This window comes from Aeromonas sp. 160P, from assembly GCF_055193095.1.
The window spans coordinates 550,376-572,843 of sequence record NZ_JBUXKV010000001.1; the positions used below are offsets into that span (position 1 = coordinate 550,376).

A 22,468-nucleotide genomic window follows, 5' to 3' on the forward strand; every position below is an offset into this window, starting at 1 on the left:
TCAGCAGTCACAATCGAGCAAGATAAGCCGCCCCGAATTCACTGTCGGGGCTTTTTTTGCATCAACGTAGCAAGGATTCTGTTCGATGACTGACACTTATAGCCTGCTGGTCGCCTTTATTCTGGGCGTCGTCGAGGGGCTGACCGAGTTTCTCCCCGTCTCCTCCACCGGCCACATGATTATCGTCGGCCATCTGCTGGGCTTTGAAGGCCCCAAGGCCGCCACCTTCGAAGTGGTGATCCAGCTTGGCTCCATCCTCGCCGTGGTCGCCGTGTTCTGGCGCCGTCTGTTCGGCCTGATTGGCATCCACTTTGGCCAGAAACCGTCTCAGGATCACGCCACCCTGTCGCTGGTTCACATCATCCTCGGCATGCTGCCTGCTATCGTCATCGGCCTCGCCGTACACAGCTGGATCAAGGCCAACCTGTTTGGCCCGGAGACTGTGATGTACGCGTTGGTGGCTGGCGGTATCTTGCTGATCATCGCCGAGAAGTGCCGCCCTGCCGTCACCGCCGAAACCCTGGATGACATCAGCTACAAACAGGCATTCGGTATCGGTCTGTTCCAGTGTCTGGCCCTGTGGCCCGGTTTCTCCCGCTCCGGTGCCACCATCAGTGGTGGCATGCTGATGGGGATCAGCCGTCACGCCGCCGCCGAGTTCTCCTTCCTCATGGCGGTGCCCATGATGGTGGCGGCCAGCGGGCTGGATCTCTACAAGAGCCGCGACTTTCTCTCGATGGCTGACTTCCCGATGTTTGCAGTGGGCTTTATCACCGCCTTCGTGGTGGCCATGGTCGCCATCAAGACCTTCCTGGCCTTGATCCGCCGCATCGACTTTATCCCGTTCGCCATCTACCGCTTTATCGTGGCGTTCGCCGTCTATCTGGTGTTTGTCGCCTGACCGGCAGCCCGCAATGGAATGAAAAAAGGGACCAACTTGGTCCCTTTTTCTATGGCGTCATGGTGCTCAGTAGAGGTGCTGGCTGATGCCGTTCAACAGCCGCGACAACCCCTTGGTGAACTGCACCGGCGCATCCTGCACCGTGTAGCAGAGGCAGCCATCCGGCGTGTGCGGGCTGTGAGAGTGGCTGGCATCGCGCCAGATAAAATCTCCCGCCTTGTAACGGGTATCCCCATCCTCGATAGTGCCCGCCAGCAGCAGGGTCAGCTCATAGCCCTGATGGGTGTGCTCGGGGATGCGGCCACCGGCCTCGATATGGAGCAGGCTGGCGCGGGCACCCATCTCGTCCAGCGGCAGACTCTGCTGACGAATGGCCCCGATATGGCGCCACTTGGGCGAACGGTAGCGGGCCAGCACCCGTGGCAAGGGGTAGGCGTGACCGGCTATCTCCAGTTCGGTGGGCTGGGCACGGGGCAGCTCGGGGGCTACTGGCTCAGGCAACGGCTGCGCCAGAATACCCGCCAGCATGGCGTCTAATCCGGCATCCAGCGCCACATCATCGCGGGGGGCCAGCTCAGGCTCTGCAGGCGAGTCAAGATATTGCTGCGCCAGCTCCTCTTCGAATGTTTTCAGTCGGAGAGCGCAATCCGGGCAGAGTTCACAGTGGGCGGAAAGCCCCACCGCCAGCGGCAGAGGAAGCTCGTCGGCGGCGAAGGCGCGCAGCATTGGGTCGGTCGGATGGGCTTTAATCATGGCCTTGCTCCACTTGCTCTTTCAGTTTCTGTAACGCCAGTCTGAGGCGGGACTTGATGGTACCGAGCGGCACGCCGAGTCGCTCCGCCAGCTCCTGCTGGGAGAACTCCTGCAGATAGATGCCGCGCACCACCTGCTGTTGCGGCTCCGGCAGGGTGCCCAGATAGTGGGCCATCTGGCGGGTCAGCACCGCATCTTCACCGCCGCTCAGGTGCTCCTCTTCGGCCTGAAACTCCAGCACCGGCCACAGCTCCTCGGCACAGAGATCCTCCTTGCTGGCGCGACGGCGGCGCAGCATGTCGAAGCACTGGTTACGCATCACTGTGTAGATCCAGGTGGTCGGCGCCCCCTTCTCGGGGTGGTAGAGGCGCGCCTTCTGCCACACCAGCAGCAGGGTCTCCTGCACCAGCTCCATGGCGTTGGCCTCGCTGCCGAGATGGCGCAAGCCGTAGCTGCGAATGCGCGGCGCGAAGTGCTGGAACAGGTGGGCAAAGGCCGCCTTGTCGGCGTGCTCTGCCACCCGGATCAACAGGGCTTTCAGGTCGCCATTAGGGTTATCCATCACGGGTGATGTCCTGCGTATGGTCGAGTGTGGTTGGCCAGTATATGCCATTGCGCCATCCCTTTGATGTGCTGTCGAGCGTGCTGTGGTGATGACTATTACGACCTTGCGGCGCTGGCGGATCAGCGGGTCAGAAATAAATCAGTGGCTGGCCACCAGCACCCCCTTGAGCAGGGCCATGGCAGGTTGATTGTCGGCAGCCACCAGCAACAACTGCTTCTGCTCGGGGGGGATCGGCAGCACCTCCAGCCAGCGCTGCGCCACCCAGTTGCCATCATCCCAACGCGGCTCGCTATAAAGAGCGGCATAGTCGGGGTAGTCGGCAAACACCTCCTGCAGCGCCTCCACCAGCGGTTGCTGATCGGGATGGAGCCGCTGTGATGGCCAGGCCGTGAGCGGCGTCACCTCGCCGATGCGCAGGCCGTCTGGCTCCTGCCACAGATCCTCTATCTGCACCCGCTCCATCCCCTGCACCGTGATCCCCAGCATGCCATCCGGCAGCTGGTCGAAATCGATGATGGTGACCCGGGTGGCGATGGGCAGCATGTTGCGCAGGGCATCGGGCTGACGAGGGTCCACCATGCAGAGGGCAAAGCCGGACTCCCCCGCCTCGGCGATCATCCGCTGGTATCTCGGTTCGAAGATCCGCAGCGGCATGATGCCGCCGGGCAGCAGGTGGGCAGATAGGGGAAACAGCGCCAGTCGCATCGCAAACTCCTCGGTTGGTAACCTCTGTTGATACGCCGGGCCAGAGGGAGGAGATCATTCCCGTCATCGGGAAAGGAAAAACCCTTAACAATCAGGGGAAAATAGCCTGGACAACCCGCTTCGATATGCAGTAGAAATGGATAAGCACCATATTACGGTCAATCTTCCGGATATTGGCGCCAAAAGCAGTGAAATATCCGCCCGACAGCGAGCGGCGGGTCATCCCTATAGTTTTCTCGGGCCGATGCGGGTAAAATTCACGCCCTTATATATCAGTCATTTTTCGACGCGCAACCTTGGTGGTCAGTTATGAAAGAGCATATTCATCATCTACTTGAACAAACGGTAGCCAATCTCAAGTCAGCAGGCATCCTGCCGGCGGACCTGGAAGCCCGCGTGCAAGTAGACCGATGCAAGGAAAAAGCTCACGGCGACCTGGCTACCAACCTGGCCATGCTGCTGGCCAAACCGGCCCGCAAGAACCCGCGTGAGCTGGCCACTGCCATCATCGAGCATCTGCCTGCCTCCGACCTGATCGCCAAGGTCGAGATCGCCGGTCCCGGCTTCATCAACTTCTTCTTCGACCAGCGCTGGCTGGCCGGTCAGGTCGAGGCCATGGTGACCTCTGCCAACGCCAACGTGAAGTTGCCGACCCCGCAGACCGTGGTGGTGGACTACTCAGCCCCCAACGTGGCCAAAGAGATGGCGGTGCACCACATCCGCTCCACCGTGCTTGGTGACGTAGCCGCGCGTGCGCTGGAATTCCTCGGCCACAAGGTAGTGCGTGCCAACCACATCGGCGACTGGGGCACCCAGTTCGGCATGCTGATCGCCTATCTGGAGAAGATGGCCAACGAGCACGCCAGCGACATGGCACTCAAGGATCTGGAAGCCTTCTACACCCAGGCCAAGCGTTGCTACGACGAAGACGAAGCCTTCGCCGAGCGTGCCCGTAACTACGTGGTCAAGCTGCAGGGCGGCGATGAGTACTGCCGCACCATGTGGAAGAAGCTGGTCGACATGACCATGGAACAGAACCAGATCAACTACGACCGCCTGAATGTCTCCCTGACCAACAAGGACATCATGGGCGAGTCCATGTACAACGACATGCTGGCGGAGATCGTTGCCGACCTGAAAGCCAAGGGGCTGGCAGTCGAGAGCGAAGGGGCCACAGTAGTCTTCCTGGACGAGTTCAAGAACAAGGATGGCGAGGCCATGGGCGTCATCATCCAGAAGAGCGATGGTGGTTTCCTCTATACCACCACCGACATCGCCTGTGCCAAATACCGTTATGAAACCCTGGGCGCCGACCGTGTCATGTACTTCATCGACTCCCGTCAGCACCAGCACCTGATGCAGGCCTGGACCATCACCCGCAAGGCGGGCTATGTGCCGGAATCCGTGCCGCTCGAGCACCACGCCTTCGGCATGATGCTGGGCAAGGATGGTCGTCCCTACAAGACCCGCTCCGGCGGCACAGTCAAGCTGGTTGACCTGCTGAACGAGGCCGAAGAGCGCGCCGCTGCTCTGCTGGAGAGCCGCAACAGCGACCTCTCTGCCGAAGAGAAGGCCAACGTGGTCAACGCCATCGCCATGGGCGCGGTGAAGTATGCGGATCTCTCCAAGAACCGTACCACCGACTACATCTTCGACTGGGACATGATGCTGTCATTCGAAGGCAACACTGCGCCTTACCTGCAGTATGCCTACACCCGGATCCAGTCCATCTTCCGCAAGGCCAACATCGATGCCAGCACGCTGACCGGCAACGTGACCCTGAACGAAGAGGCCGAAGAGGTGCTGGCCCAGAAGCTGATCCAGTTCTCCGATGCGGTCAACGGCGTGGCAGACAAAGGCATGCCGCACCTGCTCTGTACCTACCTGTACGAGTTGTCCGGCAACTTCATGACCTTCTATGAAGCCTGCCCGATCAACAAGGATGGCGTGGACGAAGCAAGCCGTCAGAGCCGTCTGCTGCTGTGCGCCGCCACCGCCAAAGTGCTCAAGCTGGGCCTCGGCGTACTGGGTATCCATACCCTGGAGCGCATGTAATAGATGGCAACCCGGGATTATGTCGGCAGCCGCCCGCGACGTCGGGCGGGTGGCCGCAATACCAAGAAAGCGGCCCCTCGCCGCTTTCCTGTTATTCCAATCCTGCTGGTCGCAGCACTGCTGGCAGGCTTTGGCGGCTTCCTTTACATGATCAATGGCAAGGGCAACGACGTCCCCACCATTGAAGAGCAGGTAAAGGCCAACAAGCCAAAAACGCAGAATAACGGGCTGCCACAGGAGAAGTGGAGCTATATCGAGCGGCTGGAGAACAAGCAGGTCGATATCATAGAGCCGCCGACCCAGCCGGGTGTGCTGCCGCCACCACCGGCAGAGACCCTGACCCTGCAGCCGAGCAAGCTGCCGCAACCGGTGCCGACCGACATCCCCCAGCCGGGTACTCCGATTGGCCAACCCAAGCCTTATCTGCCCAATCCGGCGACCACCCCCTCCACCTCGGGTGCACCGGTTGCCAGCGCGCAAGAGCAGGCGATCGACCGCAAGGCCGAACGGGAGCGGATGGAGCGAGAGATCCGCGCCGAGCTGGAACGGGAGCGTGCCGCTGCCGCCAAAGCCCAGCCCGCCAGTGCCCCGGCACAACCGGCCGCGACCGACAATGGCCGCTATATGATGCAGTGCGCCGCCTTGCGCTCGCAGGATTCTGCAGAGTCGCTCAAGGCTCGCATCGCCTTTGGCGCTGGTCTTTCCTCCAGCCTGCAGGTGATCAATGGCGCCAACGGCACCGTCTACAAGGTGATGGTAGGCCCCTTCAACGGCAAGGCTGCCGTCGATGCGGCCAACCGCAAGCTGCAGAGCTCCGGCATCAGCGGCTGCATTCCCAAGAAAGGGTAATCCGCTTACCGATGACGCAGGGCCGGGTGGCAACATCCGGCCCTGCTCTTTTGGGGCCGCTCACCCCCTCGGCATCCCGTCACCGCATTTATCCCGATAAAAGGCAGGGTTGAAAAGCCGCTTTGCCATCCCCATCTTTCTTGCCATGCACAGTCAGGCCGTCATTCGGCTCAAGCGAGGTAAGTAAAGTGACTACCATAGTTTCAGTTCGCCGCAACGGTCAGGTCGTCATCGGTGGCGATGGCCAAGTCTCTCTTGGCAACACCGTCATGAAGGGCAACGCCCGCAAGGTTCATCGTCTCTATAACGGCAAGGTGCTGGCCGGTTTCGCTGGCGGTACCGCCGACGCCTTCACCCTGCTTGAGCGTTTCGAAGCAAAACTGCAGGCCCATCAGGGTAATCTGGAGCGCGCCGCCGTGGCGCTGGCCAAAGATTGGCGCACTGATCGCGCCCTGCGCCGCCTCGAGGCGCTGTTGGCCGTGGCCGACGAACACAAATCTTTCATCATCACCGGCAACGGTGACGTGGTGCAGCCGGAGCACGATCTCATCGCCATCGGCAGCGGCGGCAACTTCGCCCAATCCGCCGCCATCGCCCTGCTGGAAAACACCGAGCTGGATGCCAGGAGCATTGTCGAGAAGTCGCTCAAGATCGCCGGTGATATCTGCGTCTTTACCAACGGCAACCACACCATTGAAGTGCTGGACTACGCGGCCAAATAACGGCGCGAGCCAACGACCACATTCTTCAAGGGGTGGGCGCTGCCCGCCCCGGATACAGGAACCCTATCATGTCCGAGATGACTCCAAGAGAAATCGTCCACGAGCTGGATCGACACATCATTGGCCAGGCCGATGCCAAGCGCGCCGTCGCCGTTGCCCTGCGCAACCGCTGGCGCCGGATGCAACTCGATGAAGAGATGCGCCATGAAGTGACCCCGAAAAACATCCTGATGATAGGCCCGACCGGGGTCGGCAAGACCGAGATCGCCCGCCGTCTGGCCAAGCTGGCCAACGCCCCCTTCATCAAGGTCGAAGCGACCAAGTTCACCGAAGTGGGCTATGTCGGCAAGGAAGTGGACAGCATCATCCGCGATCTGACCGATGTCGCCATCAAGCTGGTGCGCGAGACCGAGATGGAGAAGATGAAATTCCGTGCCGAGGAAGCCGCCGAAGAGCGCATCCTCGATGCCCTGCTGCCCAACCCGCGCAACACCTGGGGTGAGGAGGAGAAAGCCGACAACTCCAACACCCGCCAGATCTTCCGCAAGAAACTGCGGGAAGGTCAACTCAATGACAAAGAGATTGAACTGGAGCTCTCCGCCAGCCCGATGGGGGTCGAAATCATGACCCCACCGGGGATGGAAGAGATGGCCAACCAGCTGCAGGGGCTGTTCCAGAACCTCGGCCAGAGCCAGAAGAAAAAGCAGAAGATCAAAGTCAAAGAGGCCATGAAGGCGCTGATCGAAGAGGAAGCGGCCAAGCTGGTTAACCCGGAAGAGCTGAAGCAAAAAGCGATCGCCGCCGTCGAGAACAACGGCATCGTGTTCCTCGACGAGATCGACAAGGTCTGCAAGCGTGGCGAAAGCTCAGGCCCTGACGTCTCCCGTGAAGGGGTTCAGCGCGACCTGCTGCCGCTGGTCGAAGGTTGCACCGTCAACACCAAGCACGGCATGGTCAAGACCGACCACATTCTGTTTATCGCCTCCGGCGCCTTCCAGATCGCCAAGCCGTCAGATTTGATCCCCGAACTGCAGGGTCGTCTACCGATCCGGGTCGAGCTGACCGCGCTCACCACCAATGATTTCGAGCGGATCCTGACCGAGCCGAACGCCTCCCTGACCGCCCAGAGCAAGGCGTTGATGGGCACCGAAGGGGTCAATATCGAGTTCACCAAAGAGGGCATCCGCCGACTGGCTGAAGCGGCCTGGCAGGTCAACGAGCGCACCGAAAACATCGGTGCCCGCCGCCTGCATACCGTGATGGAGCGGCTGATGGAAGACATCTCTTATGATGCCTCCGAGCAATCGGGTGCGACCTTCGTCATCGACACCGACTACGTCAACGCCCACCTCGGCGCCTTGATCGAAGACGAAGACCTGAGCCGCTACATCCTGTAAGCCTGCTCAACACCCCGCTGGTCGAACGCCTCCCTGTATGGAGGCGTTTTTTTTCATCTCCCCCCATCCCACTCCCTTCTTTAACTACCCCGACAACCAGCCAGATCCACTGCACCACAGGTCTACCTACTTAGATATAACTATTAATCTCAGGGGATTACCTCTGACGAGATATATAAATAGACACTTGATTTGCATCAATTGCCCGCCCCGACCGACTGGTTAGCCTAGCCCCAGAATGATGTTTTATTACTCCAAACTAGAGGCAATCATGAGCAAAGTCAGACTGGTCGTTGTGGGCAACGGCATGGTGGGGCACCGCTTCATCGAAGAGCTGATCGAGCGGGCCGACCCGGGCCGCTACGAGATCACCGTCTTCGGTGCAGAACCCCGCCCCGCCTACGATCGCGTCCATCTCTCCTCCTACTTCTCCCATCACACCAGCGAAGATCTCTCCCTCGTCAAACCCGGCTTCTACGACAAGCACGGCATCCGCCTGCTGCTCGGCGAAGCGGTGAAAACAATCGACAGGGCCAACCGCGAAGTGCACTCCAACAAGGGCACTGTGGTCGGTTACGACAAGCTGGTGCTGGCCACCGGCTCCTACCCCTGGGTGCCCTCCATTGCGGGCAGCCAGCACCACGAGTGCTTCGTCTATCGCACCATCGAGGATCTGAAAGCCATCCGCAGCGCCGCCAAGAGCGGCAAGAGCGGGGTGGTGATCGGGGGCGGTCTGCTTGGCCTCGAAGCGGCCGGTGCCCTCAAGGCGCTGGGCCTCGAGACCCATGTGGTGGAGTTTGCGCCGGTGCTGATGGCCGAGCAGCTCGATGGTCAGGGTGGCCAGCTGCTGCGTCGCAAGATTGAATCCATGGGCGTGCAGGTGCACACCAGCAAGAGCACCAGCGAGATCCTGATGCATGGCGGTGAGCAGGCGAAACACTGCCTCGCCTTTGCCGACGGCAGCCAGCTGGAAGTGGATGTGGTGGTCTTCTCCACCGGCATTCGCCCGCAAGATACATTGGGCCGTTACGGCGATCTCGCCATCGCCGAGCGCGGCGGCATCGTTATCGACGATCACTGCCTCACCTCCGACCCCGACATCTATGCCATCGGCGAGTGTGCCGCCTGGCAGGGCCGCTTCTTCGGGCTGGTGGCCCCGGGCTACAAGATGGCCCAGATCACCGTCGACCACCTGCTCGGCGGCGACAGCCGTTTCGAGGGGGCGGACATGAGCGCCAAGCTCAAGCTGCTCGGCGTCTCCGTCGGCTCCATCGGTGATGCCCACGGCCGCACTCCGGGCAGCCACAGCTATGTCTTTCAGGATGACCAAGCTGGCGTCTACAAGAAGATCGTGGTGAGCGAAGACAACAGTCGATTGCTAGGCGCCGTGCTGGTGGGTGACGTGGAAGATTACGGCAACCTGCTGCAGATGATGCTCAACGCCCTGCCGCTGCCGAGCCACCCGGACACCCTGATCCTGCCCGCCTACGCCGGTGCCAAGCCGACGCTGGGGGTGGATGCCCTGCCGGAGAGCGCCCAGATCTGCTCCTGCTTCGACGTCTCCAAAGGGGACATCGCTCAGGCGGTGGCCGAAGGTCACACCACGCTGGCCGCCATCAAGCAGCACACCAAGGCCGGTACCGGCTGCGGCGGCTGCGTGCCGCTCATCAGCCAGGTACTCAACGCCGAGCTGGTGAAGCAGGGCATCGAGGTCAACAACCACCTCTGCGCCCACTTCCCCCACTCCCGTCAGGAGCTGTTCCATCTGGTCAAGGTGGAGGGGATCAAGAGCTTCGACGAGCTGCTGGCCAAACATGGCCGGGGCTATGGCTGCGAGGTGTGCAAACCGACCGTCGGCTCCATCCTCGCCTCCTGCTGGAACGAGCATGTGCTGAGCCCGCGCAACATCCCGCTGCAGGACACCAACGACATCTTCCTCGGCAACATGCAAAAGGACGGCAGCTACTCCGTCATCCCGCGCATGGCCGGTGGTGAAGTGACCCCGGAAGGGCTGCTGGCGGTGGCCGAAGTGGCCCGCGACTACAAGCTCTACACCAAGATCACCGGCGCCCAGCGTATCGGTCTGTTCGGGGCCCAGAAGGATGACCTGCCCGCCATCTGGCGCAAGTTGCTGGCGGCCGGTTTCGAGACCGGTCAGGCCTACGCCAAGGCGCTGCGCATGGCCAAGACCTGTGTCGGCAGCACCTGGTGCCGCTTCGGCGTGCAGGACAGCGTCGGCCTCGGGGTCTTCCTCGAGAACCGCTACAAGGGGATTCGCACCCCGCACAAGATGAAGTTCGGCGTCTCCGGCTGCACCCGCGAGTGTGCCGAAGCGCAGGGCAAGGACGTCGGCATCATCGCCACCGACGCGGGCTGGAACCTCTATGTGGGCGGCAACGGCGGCATGAAACCGCGCCACGCCGACCTGCTGGCTTCTGACCTCGACCGCGAAACGTTAGTTCGGTTGATAGACCGCTTTATGATGTTCTACGTCACCAGCGCCGACAAACTACAGCGCACCTCGGTCTGGCTCGGCAATCTGGAAGGGGGCGTCGACTACCTGCGCGAGGTGATCGTCGATGACAAGCTGGGACTGGCCGACACGCTCGAGCGCGATATCCAGACCCTGATCGACAGCTACGAGTGTGAGTGGTCGCGCACCCTCAACGAAGAGGAAGCGCTCAAGCGATTCAGCCACTTCATCAACAGCGACAAGCGCGACCCGGACGTTCAGTTCGTCGCCGAGCGCGACCAGCACCGACCGGCCACCCCGGCCGAGCGCATCCCCGTCTACCAGATTGAGGTGGAAACCAAATGATGAAATTAGCCTGCCAACTCAACGATATACTCCCTGGCACCGGCGTCTGCGCTCTGATCGAGGGTCGCCAGATCGCTCTGTTCCGCCCGAGCGCGGCCGCCGAGGTGTTCGCCATCGACAACCGGGATCCCTTCTTCGCCGCCAATGTGCTGTCGCGGGGCCTGATCTGCGAACACGACGGCGAACTCTGGGTGGCCAGCCCGCTCAAGAAGCAGCGCTTTCGCCTGAGCGATGGCCACTGTTTCGACAATCCTGCGATGTCGGTTCAAAGCTACCCCGTTGAAGTGCGCGAACAGCAGGTCTGGGTCGCCGTCTAAAGCCGATTTCACTCTCTTTCGGGCTGCCTGCAGGCAGCCCTTTCAAGGACTCACAAGATGTACACGGAAACCATCAACAAGTGCGCCGCCAACGCGGCCCGCATCAACCGCTTCGAGCGCAGCGACAAGCTCGGCTTCTGGCTCAGCTCCGCCATGGCGGGGGCCTATGTGGGCCTTGGCATCATCCTCATCTTCACCCTCGGCAACCTGGTGGATCCCGCCATCCGGCCGCTGGTGATGGGGGCCACCTTCGGTATCGCCCTGACGCTGGTGATCATCGCCGGCTCCGAGCTGTTTACCGGCCACACCATGTTCCTCACCTTCGGGGTGAAGACGGGCAAGATCACCATGGCCGACCTGCTGCGCATCCTGCCGCAGACCTGGGCGGGCAACCTGATTGGCTCCATCGTGGTGGCGCTCATCTACTCCTACGGCGGCAGCCTGCTGCCGGACGCGGGCAGCCTGGCTCACAAGGTGGCGCTGGCCAAAACCCAGGCACCGGCGCTGACCCTGTTTATGAAGGGGATCCTCTGCAACTGGCTGGTCTGCCTCGCCATCTGGATGGCGCTGCGCACCGAAGGGGCCGCCCGCTTCATCGCCATCTGGTGGTGCCTGCTGGCCTTTATCGCCTCCGGCTACGAGCACTCCATCGCCAACATGACCCTGTTCGCCCTCTCCTGGTTTGGTGCCCATTCCGAGGCCTACACCCTGAGCGGCATCGGCCACAACCTGCTGTGGGTGACCCTGGGCAACACCGTCTCCGGCGTCCTCTTTATGGGCCTCGGCTACTGGTATGCCACCCCCAAGGCTGAGCGCCCGGTCGCGGTGAGCGAGACCACCAGCATCGCCAACCAGACCCAAACCGCCTGATCAGGAGGCCCCATGGACTACTTGCCCATCTTTTGCCGACTCGACAACAAACCCGTGCTGCTGGTCGGCGGCGGCGAAGTGGCGGAGCGCAAGGCGCGCCTGCTGCTGGATGCCGGTGCCAGCCTCACCGTGGTCGCGCCCGAGCTCGACCCCGAGCTGGCGGAACTGGCTGCCAACGGCAGCATCGAATGGCTGGCCGGTGAATTTGCGCCGCAGCAACTGGCGGGCAAGTGGCTGGTGGTGGCCGCCACCGATCGGCGCGAGGTGAATGCGCTGGTTTACCAAAGCGCCAATCAGGCGCGGATCTTTGCCAACGTGGTGGATGACCCGAAACGCTCCAGCTTCATCATGCCGTCGATCATCGATCGCTCGCCGCTGATGGTGGCCATCTCCTCCGGCGGCAAGGCGCCGGTGCTGGCCCGCTTGCTGCGGGAGAAACTGGAGGCCCTGTTGCCGCAACATCTGGGTGCCGTGGCAACCTTCGCCGGTAGCCTGCGGGAGCGGGTCAAGGCCCGCTTTGCCACCATGGGGGAGCGGCGCCGCTTCTGGGAGCGGCTGCTCGGGGCCGACCGGCTCGGACAGGCGCTGGCGCGGGGGGATCACGCCTCTGCCCACCAGCTGGCCGACAGCCTGTTTGCCGACGAAAGCCAGACCGCTGGCGAGGTGGTGCTGGTGGGAGCCGGCCCCGGCGATCCGGGTCTGCTCACCCTGCACGCCCTGCGCCAGATGCAGCAGGCCGACGTGGTGGTCTATGACCGGCTGGTCTCCGACGAGGTGATGGCGCTGGTACGCCGCGACGCCAAACGCATCTTTGTCGGCAAGCAGGCGGGCAACCACTGCGTGCCGCAGGAGGGGATCAACCAGCTCTTGCTGGAGGAGGCGAAGCAGGGCCAGCGGGTAGTGCGGCTGAAGGGGGGCGACCCCTTTATCTTCGGCCGTGGCGGCGAGGAGCTGGAGACGCTGGTCGGCACTGGCATCGGCTTTCAGGTGGTGCCGGGGATCACCGCAGCCAGCGGCTGCGCCGCCTACGCCGGTATTCCGCTGACCCACCGCGATCACGCCCAGAGCGTGCGCTTCGTCACCGCCCACGGCAAGGGGGGCGCCCGGGATCTCGACTGGCCGCTGCTGGCCAAGGATAAGCAGACGCTGGTGTTCTATATGGGGCTTTCCAGCTGTGCCACCATCCGCGAGCAACTGCTGGCTCACGGCAAGCAGGGCAGCACACCGGTGGCGTTGATCGAGCGCGGCACCCAACCCTGCCAGCGGGTCATTCGCGGCACCCTCGATGAGCTGCCCACGCTGGCGGTGGGGGTCGAGAGTCCGGCGCTGATCATGGTGGGCTCGGTGGTCACTTTGGCCGACCAGCTCGCCTGGTTTGGCGAGGCACCACAGGCTCAGCGAGCCCTCGCCTGAGGGATTCTCGGCAAACGATCATGAGGCCACCAGCAGGTGGCCTCACTTTTACCTCCCTCTTCTCCTATCACGGTCATAACCAGCTGTTTTAAGTCTGGTATCCTATGGGGATTGCGCCCTTGGCCACCCTTTCAGGAATTCATCCATGTCTCTTCCCATCAAGAACAGCGCCCGGCAGCGCGCGGAAGACAGATCCCGCATCCTTAGCCTGCTACTGACTGACGACGCCCTCACCGATAGCTTGCTCGACCCGCAGGTCGAACAAGATGCCGAGCAGCGGGACCAGACCAGCGAATTGAGCGGGCTGGCCAACAACTTGCCGGCAGCCGACGTCGCCGATGCGCTGGAGTCACTGCCGCCCGATGAGCGTCATGCCCTGTGGGCACTGGTGGATGAAGCACGCCGTGGCCAGATATTGGTAGAAGCATCCGAAACCGTCTGGGACAGCCTGATCAGCGGCATGAGCGACAAGGAGCTGCTGCACGCCCTGCGCACTCTGGATATCGATGACCAGATCTATCTGGGCCAGTACCTGCCGCGCAACCTGATGGGACGGCTGCTCACCTACATGGCCCCCGCAGAACGGGATCAGGTACGGGAGGTGATCCGCTACGGTAAACATACCGTTGGCGCCATGATGGACTTTGAGATCATCACCATCCGCCCCGAGGTGAGTCTGGCCACGGTGCAGCGCTATCTGCGACTGCGTCGCAAGATCCCCGCCAACACTGACAAGCTGTTCGTCATCGACCGGCGCAACCACCTGTTGGGGGAGCTGCCCCTGACCACTGTGCTGCTCAACAAGCCCGCCACTCTGGTCAAGGAGGTCATGACGCAAGATCCGGTCACCTTTGATCCGGAAGACAACGACGAAGCTGCGGCCCGAACCTTCGAGCGGGATGACCTGCTCTCCGCCGCCGTGGTGGATGGCAAGGGCAAGCTGATGGGCCGTATCACGGTCGAAGAGGTGGTCGATCTGGTCTATGAAGAGAGCGATACCGACCTGCGTCGGATGGGGGGTATCAGCGAGGATGAAGATGTGTTCGCCCCAGTTGGCAAGGCGGTCAAAACCCGCTGGGCCTGGCTGGCGCTGAACCTCTGCACCGCGTTTGTTGCCTCCCGGGTGATCGGCATGTTCGAGCACACCATTTCGCAGCTGGTAGCCTTGGCGGCCCTGATGCCCATCGTCGCCGGGATCGGCGGCAACACCGGCAACCAGACCATCACCATGATAGTGCGAGCGCTGGCACTGCAACACATTCAGGCGGGCAACCTCTCTTTCCTGTTAGTGCGCGAGCTGGGAGTGGCCCTGATTAACGGTCTGGTGTGGGGTGGCATTATGGGATTCGTGACTTTCTTGCTGTATCAGGACCCTGCGCTCGGGGGCGTCATGACCCTGGCCATGGTACTCAACCTGCTGGTGGCTGCCCTGATGGGAGTCATCATCCCCATGACCATGACCCGCCTTGGCCGCGACCCGGCGGTAGGGGCCAGCGTGATGATCACCGCCATCACCGACACCGGCGGCTTCTTTATCTTTCTGGGGCTGGCGACCCTGTTCCTGCTGTAACAAGCTGCCTCTCCATCAGCAAAAAACAGGCCCACCGAAGTGGGCCTGCTGCTATCTGTGTGGTCGGGAGTATCGCGATAAAGGGCGCTACTCCCGCTCCTTCACATAAGGGGTGCCGAGCGCCTTGGGTGCCACTGCACGGCCGATAAAGCCCGCCAGCAGGAACACCGTCAGGATGTAAGGCAGTGCCTCGATGGCCTGTACCGGAATAGCGAAGTCACCGATAGTCACCCCCTGCAGCCGGATGGCGACCGCATCAAGGAAACCAAACAGCAGACAGGCTGCCAACGCACTCCAGGGGCGCCACTTGCCAAACACCAGTGCCGCCAGCGCCATAAAGCCCTTGCCCGCACTCATGTTGGGGATGAACTGCGCCGTCTGGGCTACCGCCAGATAGGTGCCGCCGATACCCGCCAGCAAGCCGCCGATGATCAGCGCTGTGTAGCGCATCCGCACCACCGAGATACCAGCGGTATCGACCGCTGCCGGTGCCTCGCCCACCGCCCGCAGCCGCAACCCGAAGCGGGTACGGAACATCACCCACCAGGCCAGCGGGACGCAGGCAAATGCCACGTACTCCAGCAGGGAGTGGCCACTGAGCAGCTCGCTGTAGAGCTGGCCGATCACCGGCACATCATAGAGCTCCTTGGCATAGGGGAACTCGATGGGGGCGAACCGGGCATCACCGGACAGTGCCGGAGTCTGGCCACCCTGATCGAACCAGTAACGGCCCAGGGTGACGGTCAGACCGGCCGCCAGAATGTTGATGGCCATGCCGCTCACCACCTGATCACCACGGTGGGTGATGGTGGCAAAGCCGTGCATCAGAGCGAACAGGATGGAGACACCCACCCCGGCCCCCAGACCCACCCAGGCAGAACCGGAGACCGCAGCCGCCGCACCACTGGCGAACGCCGCCGCCAGCAGTTTGCCTTCCAGCGCTATGTTGACCACCCCGGAGCGCTCGCAAAACATGCCCGCCATGGCGGCGAGAATGAGCGGCGGCGCGGTACGAATGGTGGCATCCAGCATCAGGATCAGAATTTCAAACATGATCAGACTCCCTTGGCTTGCGCGGCTGAACGGTTGGCAAACGCCAGATAGAGCTGCTCGATGCGCGGACGCATCATGTGCTCAAGGGCGCCACAGAACAGGATCACCAGACCCTGCAATACCACCACTATGTTGCGGTCAACCCCGAACTCGAAGCTGAGCTCGGCGCCCCCCTGATAGAGGAAACCGAACAGCAGGCTGGCGATGATGACGCCGACCGGATGGTTGCGCCCCATCAGCGCCACCGCGATACCGGTGAAGCCAAACCCTTCCACGAAGTTGAGCTTGATCTGGTGCAGCTCACCCTGCAGCACGTTGAGGGCAAAGAAGCCCGACAGCATGCCGGAGATCACCATGGCCAGGATCACCACCTTGGGATAGGAGATACCGGCATAAGCAGAGGCACTTTGGCTGGCCCCGACCGAGCGGATCTCGTAACCCCAGCGGGTGTGCCAGATAAAGACCCACACCAGTGCCGCGCAAATCAGCGCCCAGATAAAGCTGATATTGAGCGGGCTGTTGGGCATCTCCATGCCGAAGGTACTCGCCAGCGCACTCATCTTGGGCAGCCAGCTGGCCTCGGCAAACACCTTGCTCTCGGTCGCCATCGAGCCGGGCGGCTTGAACACCTCCACCAGCAGATAGGCCATCAGCGAGGCGGCGATGAAGTTGAACATGATGGTGGTGATCACTATGTGGCTGCCGCGTTTGGCTTGCAGCCAGGCCGGAATAAAGGCCCAGGCCGCACCGAACAGACCACCGGCAATGATGGAGAGCGGCAACAACAAAGCGAACGGCAGCACATCGCCGAGGGTCAGACAGACCAGACCGACCCCGAGGCCGCCGATATAGGCCTGACCTTCACCACCGATGTTGAACAGACCGGCGTGGAAGGCGACCGCCACCGACAGACCGGTAAAGATAAAGCCGGTTGCGTAGTAGAGGGTGAAACCAACCCCTTCACCAGTGCCGAACGCGCCGTACCACATGATCTTGGCGGCATCGATCGGGTTGATGTCGAGGTAGTAGAACAAAATGGCCGACACCAGGAAGGCCAGCAGGATGTTGACCGCAGACAAGACGCCCACGGAGACCCAGGCAGGAATACGGACTTGGCTCATCAGTGGGCCTCCTTGGCTACGCCAGACAAACCAGCAACTTCGTCCGGCACTATGTTCGCCATCATCAAACCAATGGTGCGCTCATCAGCCTTGGCACCATCCAGCTCGCCGACGATGCGACCATCGGCAATCACCAGGATCCGGTCAGAGAGACTCATGATCTCGTCCAGCTCCACCGAGACCAGCAGCACCGCCTTGCCCTTGTCGCGCATGGCGATGATCTGCTGGTGGATATACTCGATGGCACCGATGTCGACCCCGCGGGTCGGCTGGCCGATCAACAGCACATCCGGGTTCTGCTCCACTTCACGGGCGATCACCAGCTTCTGCTGGTTACCACCGGAGAAGTTGGCGGTCTTGTGATCGGGATGGGGCGGGCGCACGTCCCACTTCTCCATCTTGGCCTGACAATCCTGCTGGATCGCCTCCTTGTTCTGCAGCCACCCCCGGTTGTATTGCGGGCGACGGTGATAACCGAGGATAAAGGCCTCTTTCGCCTCGAAGCGGTTGATCAGCCCCATCTTGTGCCTGTCTTCCGGCACATGGCCAAGACCGTAATTGCGCACCTGCTCGGGATCCGCCGGATGCTCTGCGCTCACCTTGTTGATCCCGCTCTGGCTGCTGATGGTGAAGCTACCCTTGCTCGGCTTGATGATGCCGCCAAGCAGGCTGAGCAACTCGGACTGGCCGTTGCCAGAGACGCCAGCGATGCCGACCACTTCACCGGCCCTCACCTCGAAGCTGACCGATTTGACCCGCTCCACCTTGCTGGCGTCGAAGTAACTGAGCCCCTCGACCTTGAGCTTGGCCTCCCCCGGTTGGGTTGGCCCCTTGTCCACTTTGAGCCGCACCTTGCGACCCACCATCAGCTCGGCAAGTTGTTCCTTGTCGGTATCCTTGGTGGCAACGTGCGCCACCATCTCGCCCCGGCGCATGATCGAGACCTGATCGGTAATGGCCAGGATCTCCCGCAGTTTGTGGGTGATGAGGATAATGGTCGCCCCCTGGTCCCGCAGTTTTTTCAGCACCTCGAACAGGTGATCCGCCTCTTGCGGGGTCAGTACCCCGGTCGGCTCGTCGAGGATCAGGATGCGGGCACCGCGATAGAGCGCCTTGAGAATTTCGACCCGCTGTTGCAAGCCAACCGGCAGATCTTCGACCTTCTCGTGCAGCGGCACGTCGAGGCCATAATCCCGCGCCAGTTCACCCAGCAGTTTTTCGGCCGACGCCACGCTCTGCTGAAGGTGCCAGCCGTTCTCAGCGCCGAGGATGACGTTTTCCAAAACAGTGAAGTTGTTCACCAGCATAAAGTGCTGGTGCACCATGCCCACGCCTGCGGCAATCGCATCTTGTGAGCCATGGGGTTTGAACGGTTTCCCGTCGATCAGCATCTCGCCTTTATCGGCATGGTAGAAACCATAAATGATGCTCATCAGGGTGGATTTACCGGCGCCATTTTCGCCGACAATGCCGTGGATACTGCCTTTGCGAACCTTAAGGTCGATCAGCTTGTTGGCGTACACTTCGCCGAACCGCTTATCGATACCTCTTAATTCGATGGCATAGCGATCTGTCTGGTCCATGATGCAGCCCTGCGTTTCATGAAAGAAGACTAAAAACCGGCCCGTGCGGGCCGGTCGTGCGTTGAGAGTCGTAGCAACTATCTAATTAGTATTTGCAGGTGTTATCGCTCATGTAGTCATGAACTTTGATCTTGCCTGAAATAATGTCGGCCTTGATGGCATCCACCTTGGCTTTCATTTCCGGGGTGATCAGCTTCTCGTTGTACTGATCCAGCGCCCAATCCACACCGCCCTCAGCCAGACCGAGGTTCTGGATACCCGGCTTCCACTGGCCTTTGGCAGCGTCATCCCAGGTTTTGTATGCGGCCAGACCGACCGACTTGACCATGGAGGTCAGCATGGTGCCCGGTTGCAGGTGGTTCTGGTTGGAGTCTACGCCGATGGCCAGTTTGCCTTCGTCTTTGGCAGCCTGGTACACACCGATGCCGGTACCGCCAGCAGAGGCATAAACCACATCAACACCCTTGGCGAACTGGGACTTGGCCAGCTCGGCACCCTTGGCCGGGTCAGCAAACGCCGCCGGGGTAGAGCCGGTCATGTTTTGCAGCACGTCGATCTTCGGATTGACGTATTTGGCACCCTGCTCGTAACCGCACTGGAATTTGCGGATCAACGGGATATCCATACCGCCCACGAAGCCGACCTTGCCACTCTTGGAGGCGATGGCCGCCAGCGCACCCACCAGGAAGGAGCCTTCATGCTCCTTGAAGATCAGCGACTGCACGTTCGGCTTGTCGACCACCATGTCGATGATGGCGAACTGGATGTTCGGGAACTCGCCAGCCACTTTCTCTACCGCAGAACCCATGTTGAAACCGACCGCCACGATCGGCGTGTTGCCACGGCTGGCCAGACGACGCAGACCCTGCTCGCGCTGGGCTTCGTTCTGGGGTTCAAACTCTTTGATCTTGACCCCTTTGTCCTTGTTGAAGAGCTCGACGCCGTTACGGAACACGGCTTCGTTGAATGACTTGTCATACTTGCCCGCGGTGTCATAAATCACGGCTGGCTCGGCGGCAGCCTGAACAGAGAGGGCAGTCAGAGTGAGGGCGGCCACAGTGGCCAGCTTGAGCACTTTAGTCACGATCGTATCCTTGATTGTTATTAAGTGAGGGAACTTGCTTGCCTGTTAAAACAGGCTATCTAGCACGCAGGGTTACTCTAAGTCAGCCCCGATGCGGGTCAAGCAAATGATAAGGGAAAAACGTTTGCGTTAACGGTTTGAATTATAAGCAAATAACCTTATAAGGAGTTGTTTTTTAGCTACTTTTCAGTTTTTTATGCTGACAATTAAAAGACCCAAACGACATTTCGCTTATTGTTCAGCAAGTTACTGTAAACCGTTTTCCCCACTTATTCACCTCTCCCCCCGATCAGCCCGTGATCAGGCTCGCAAAATCCCCATAAACAGCGCGAGCAAGGGTTGGCTACAGCTGGAAACCTCCCGGCGCTCATCTTGCTGCGCCAGCCAAAAATGGCCGCACCGGCGCCCCCGCGAGCCCCCATCGCGCCCCGGCCCCGAGTTTGGATTTGGTCTGACAGGGGGATGGCCGTATAATCCCCGCCTGTATAAATAAACAGGAGTGGTGATGGACGTTTCAACCCTGCTCGACGGGCTCAACGACAAACAAAGAGATGCCGTTGCGGCCCCTCGTAGCAATCTGCTGGTGCTGGCCGGTGCCGGTTCGGGCAAGACCCGGGTGCTGGTGCACCGCATTGCCTGGCTGATGCAGGTGGAACGCTGTTCACCCTTCTCCATCATCGCGGTTACCTTTACCAACAAGGCAGCGGCAGAGATGCGCGGCCGGGTCGAGAAAGTGATCGGTGACGGCGTGCGCGGCATGTGGATCGGCACCTTCCACGGCATCGCCCACCGCCTGCTGCGGGCCCACCATCTGGATGCGGGGCTGCCGCAGGATTTCCAGATCCTCGACTCCGATGACCAGTACCGGCTGATCCGCCGCGTCATCAAGGCGCTCAACCTCGATGAGAAGCACTGGGCTCCGCGCGCCGTGATGAGCTACATCAACGGCAAGAAGGACGAGGGCTTGCGCCCCGGCGACATCGACCTCTATGGCGACCCTGTCACCCGCACCTATCAAAAGATTTACCAGACCTATCAGGAGACCTGCGATCGCTCCGGTTTGGTGGATTTTGCCGAGCTGCTGCTGCGCGCCCACGAGCTGTGGCTCAACCGGCCGCACATCCTCGAGCACTACCGCGACCGCTTCCAGAACATTCTGGTGGACGAATTTCAGGATACCAACGGCATCCAGTACGCCTGGCTGCGGATGCTGGCGGGCAGCAGCGGCAAGGTGATGATCGTCGGCGACGATGACCAGTCCATCTACGGCTGGCGCGGCGCCAAGATTGAGAACATCCAGCGCTTCCTGACCGACTATCAGGGGGCCGAGACCATCCGCCTCGAACAGAACTACCGCTCCACCGCCAATATCCTCAAAGCCGCCAACAGCGTGATCGCCAACAACTCGGATCGACTCGGCAAGGAGCTGTGGACCGAGGGGGCCGAGGGCGACCCGATTTCCCTCTACGCCGCCTTCAACGAGGTGGACGAAGCGCGCTTCGTGGTCGGCCGCCTCAAGGATTGGAAGGAAAAGGGCGGCCTGCTGGCCGACTGCGCCATCCTCTATCGCTCCAACGCCCAGTCACGGGTGCTGGAAGAGGCGCTGATGCAAGACGCCATGCCCTATCGCATCTACGGCGGCCTGCGCTTCTTCGAGCGGCAAGAGATCAAAGACGCCATGGCCTACCTGCGGCTGATCAACAACCGTGGCGACGACGCCAGCTTCGAGCGGGTGGTCAACACCCCGACCCGTGGCATCGGCGATCGCACCCTCGAGATCCTGCGCGGCAACGCCCGCGATCAGGGGCTCAACCTGTGGCAATCGGCCAAGGGGCTGCTCAACGACAAGGTGCTGACCGGTCGCGCCGGTAATGCTGTGCGCGGCTTTGTCGATCTCATTGATGCGCTGGAAGAGCTGGTCGGTATGCTGCCGTTGCACCAGCAGGCGGATATCGCCATCCAGAATTCCGGCCTCAAGGCGATGTATCTGGCGGAAAAAGGCGAGAAATCCCAGGCGCGGGTAGAAAACCTGGACGAACTGGTCACCGCTTGCCGTCAATACCAGCGCCCGGACGAGCTGGAGGATATGAGCGATCTCTCCGCCTTCCTCGCCCATGCGGCGCTGGAATCCGGCGAAAATCAGGCGGACGAATATGCCGATGCGGTGCAGCTGATGACCCTGCACAGCGCCAAGGGGCTGGAGTTCCCGCTGGTGCTGCTGGTCGGCGTCGAAGAAGGAATGTTCCCCAGCCCGCAATCCACCGAGGAGTCGGGCCGCTTGGAAGAGGAAAGGCGCCTGTGTTACGTCGGCATGACCCGCGCCATGGAGAAGCTCTACATCTGTTATGCCGAGAGCCGCCGCATCTATGGCCGCGAAATGCAGCACAGCGTGAGCCGCTTTATCCGCGAGATCCCCGCCGAGTGTCTGGAAGAGATCCGGCTGCGCACCCAGGTGAGCCGCCCCACCCAGTACGGCCGCTTTAGCCAGAACGAGGTGCAGCAGAGCTTTGACGCCAGCGGCATCAAGCTCGGCCAGCGGGTGCTCCATCCGAAATTCGGCGAAGGGGTGGTACTCAACTTCGAAGGAGTCGGCCAGCAGAGCCGGGTACAGATCCAGTTCGACGAGGTCGGCGCCAAGTGGCTGGTGACGGCGTATGCCAGATTGGAAGCGCTTTGATTTTTCCTGCCTTTT

The 22,468-nt window shown here is 61.3% G+C and carries 18 protein-coding genes; 11 read left to right on the top strand and 7 right to left on the bottom strand.

Annotated elements, in window-relative coordinates:
- The first annotated feature begins 85 nt into the window (after positions 1-85).
- Positions 86-901 (top strand): undecaprenyl-diphosphate phosphatase, encoded by an 816-nt coding sequence (bacA, locus tag ACY8FN_RS02670; protein ID WP_101326498.1) that lies wholly within the window; start codon positions 86-88, stop codon positions 899-901.
- Positions 902-967: 66 nt separating this feature from the next.
- Here bacA and ACY8FN_RS02675 read toward each other — a convergent pair whose 3' ends face one another.
- The 3 genes from ACY8FN_RS02675 to ACY8FN_RS02685 all read right to left on the bottom strand — a co-directional run bounded on the left by ACY8FN_RS02675 (position 968) and on the right by ACY8FN_RS02685 (position 2,924).
- Complete coding sequence (locus tag ACY8FN_RS02675; protein ID WP_463099158.1) at positions 968-1,654, bottom strand: ChrR family anti-sigma-E factor; 687 nt, start codon at positions 1,652-1,654, stop codon at positions 968-970.
- Positions 1,647-2,216: a sigma-70 family RNA polymerase sigma factor gene (locus tag ACY8FN_RS02680; RefSeq protein ID WP_068978146.1), complete on the bottom strand. Its 570-nt coding sequence runs from the start codon at positions 2,214-2,216 to the stop codon at positions 1,647-1,649. Before ACY8FN_RS02680 ends, ACY8FN_RS02675 begins: the two co-directional genes overlap by 8 nt.
- 141 nt (positions 2,217-2,357) lie before the next feature.
- Entirely contained in the window at positions 2,358-2,924 is a 567-nt protein-coding gene (locus tag ACY8FN_RS02685) for an LON peptidase substrate-binding domain-containing protein (RefSeq protein WP_463099159.1), read from the bottom strand.
- A gap of 309 nt (positions 2,925-3,233) precedes the next feature.
- Here ACY8FN_RS02685 and argS point away from each other — a divergent pair, with 309 nt between their 5' ends.
- The 9 genes from argS to mgtE all read left to right on the top strand — a co-directional run bounded on the left by argS (position 3,234) and on the right by mgtE (position 14,935).
- Positions 3,234-4,979: an arginine--tRNA ligase gene (gene argS, locus ACY8FN_RS02690; protein WP_463099160.1), complete on the top strand. Its 1,746-nt coding sequence runs from the start codon at positions 3,234-3,236 to the stop codon at positions 4,977-4,979.
- A gap of 3 nt (positions 4,980-4,982) precedes the next feature.
- Positions 4,983-5,828 (top strand): SPOR domain-containing protein, encoded by an 846-nt coding sequence (locus tag ACY8FN_RS02695; RefSeq protein WP_463099161.1) that lies wholly within the window; start codon positions 4,983-4,985, stop codon positions 5,826-5,828.
- Between the two features lie 188 nt (positions 5,829-6,016).
- Positions 6,017-6,550, top strand: coding sequence for an ATP-dependent protease subunit HslV (gene hslV, locus ACY8FN_RS02700; protein WP_042018387.1), 534 nt, complete (start codon positions 6,017-6,019; stop codon positions 6,548-6,550).
- Between the two features lie 68 nt (positions 6,551-6,618).
- Entirely contained in the window at positions 6,619-7,947 is a 1,329-nt protein-coding gene (hslU, locus tag ACY8FN_RS02705) for an HslU--HslV peptidase ATPase subunit (RefSeq protein WP_101318599.1), read from the top strand.
- Positions 7,948-8,218: 271 nt separating this feature from the next.
- Entirely contained in the window at positions 8,219-10,765 is a 2,547-nt protein-coding gene (gene nirB, locus ACY8FN_RS02710) for a nitrite reductase large subunit NirB (protein ID WP_463099162.1), read from the top strand.
- On the top strand, positions 10,765-11,082 hold the full coding sequence (gene nirD / locus ACY8FN_RS02715) for a nitrite reductase small subunit NirD (protein WP_463101123.1): 318 nt from the start codon (positions 10,765-10,767) through the stop codon (positions 11,080-11,082). The genes nirB and nirD overlap by 1 nt, the downstream gene beginning before the upstream one ends.
- A 57-nt stretch (positions 11,083-11,139) precedes the next feature.
- On the top strand, positions 11,140-11,952 hold the full coding sequence (nirC, locus tag ACY8FN_RS02720; RefSeq protein WP_463099163.1) for a nitrite transporter NirC: 813 nt from the start codon (positions 11,140-11,142) through the stop codon (positions 11,950-11,952).
- A gap of 12 nt (positions 11,953-11,964) precedes the next feature.
- Positions 11,965-13,365, top strand: a complete 1,401-nt coding sequence (gene cysG / locus ACY8FN_RS02725) for a siroheme synthase CysG (protein WP_463099164.1) — start codon at positions 11,965-11,967, stop codon at positions 13,363-13,365.
- Between the two features lie 145 nt (positions 13,366-13,510).
- Complete coding sequence (gene mgtE / locus ACY8FN_RS02730; RefSeq protein ID WP_101318609.1) at positions 13,511-14,935, top strand: magnesium transporter; 1,425 nt, start codon at positions 13,511-13,513, stop codon at positions 14,933-14,935.
- An 87-nt stretch (positions 14,936-15,022) separates the two neighbouring features.
- On the opposite strand, the gene ACY8FN_RS02735 is transcribed toward mgtE, so the two are convergent.
- From ACY8FN_RS02735 to ACY8FN_RS02750, 4 genes are all read right to left on the bottom strand, one after another.
- Positions 15,023-15,988 (bottom strand): ABC transporter permease, encoded by a 966-nt coding sequence (locus ACY8FN_RS02735; RefSeq protein WP_042018403.1) that lies wholly within the window; start codon positions 15,986-15,988, stop codon positions 15,023-15,025.
- A gap of 2 nt (positions 15,989-15,990) precedes the next feature.
- Positions 15,991-17,109, bottom strand: coding sequence for an ABC transporter permease (locus ACY8FN_RS02740; protein ID WP_068978139.1), 1,119 nt, complete (start codon positions 17,107-17,109; stop codon positions 15,991-15,993).
- A complete protein-coding gene (locus tag ACY8FN_RS02745) occupies positions 17,109-18,692 on the bottom strand; it encodes an ABC transporter ATP-binding protein (protein WP_068978138.1) in 1,584 nt (527 codons plus the stop codon). The genes ACY8FN_RS02740 and ACY8FN_RS02745 overlap by 1 nt, the downstream gene beginning before the upstream one ends.
- 85 nt (positions 18,693-18,777) lie before the next feature.
- Positions 18,778-19,776, bottom strand: coding sequence for a BMP family lipoprotein (locus tag ACY8FN_RS02750; protein ID WP_042018409.1), 999 nt, complete (start codon positions 19,774-19,776; stop codon positions 18,778-18,780).
- Between the two features lie 505 nt (positions 19,777-20,281).
- Here ACY8FN_RS02750 and uvrD point away from each other — a divergent pair.
- Entirely contained in the window at positions 20,282-22,453 is a 2,172-nt protein-coding gene (gene uvrD, locus ACY8FN_RS02755; RefSeq protein WP_463099165.1) for a DNA helicase II, read from the top strand.
- Positions 22,454-22,468: the final 15 nt, after the last annotated feature.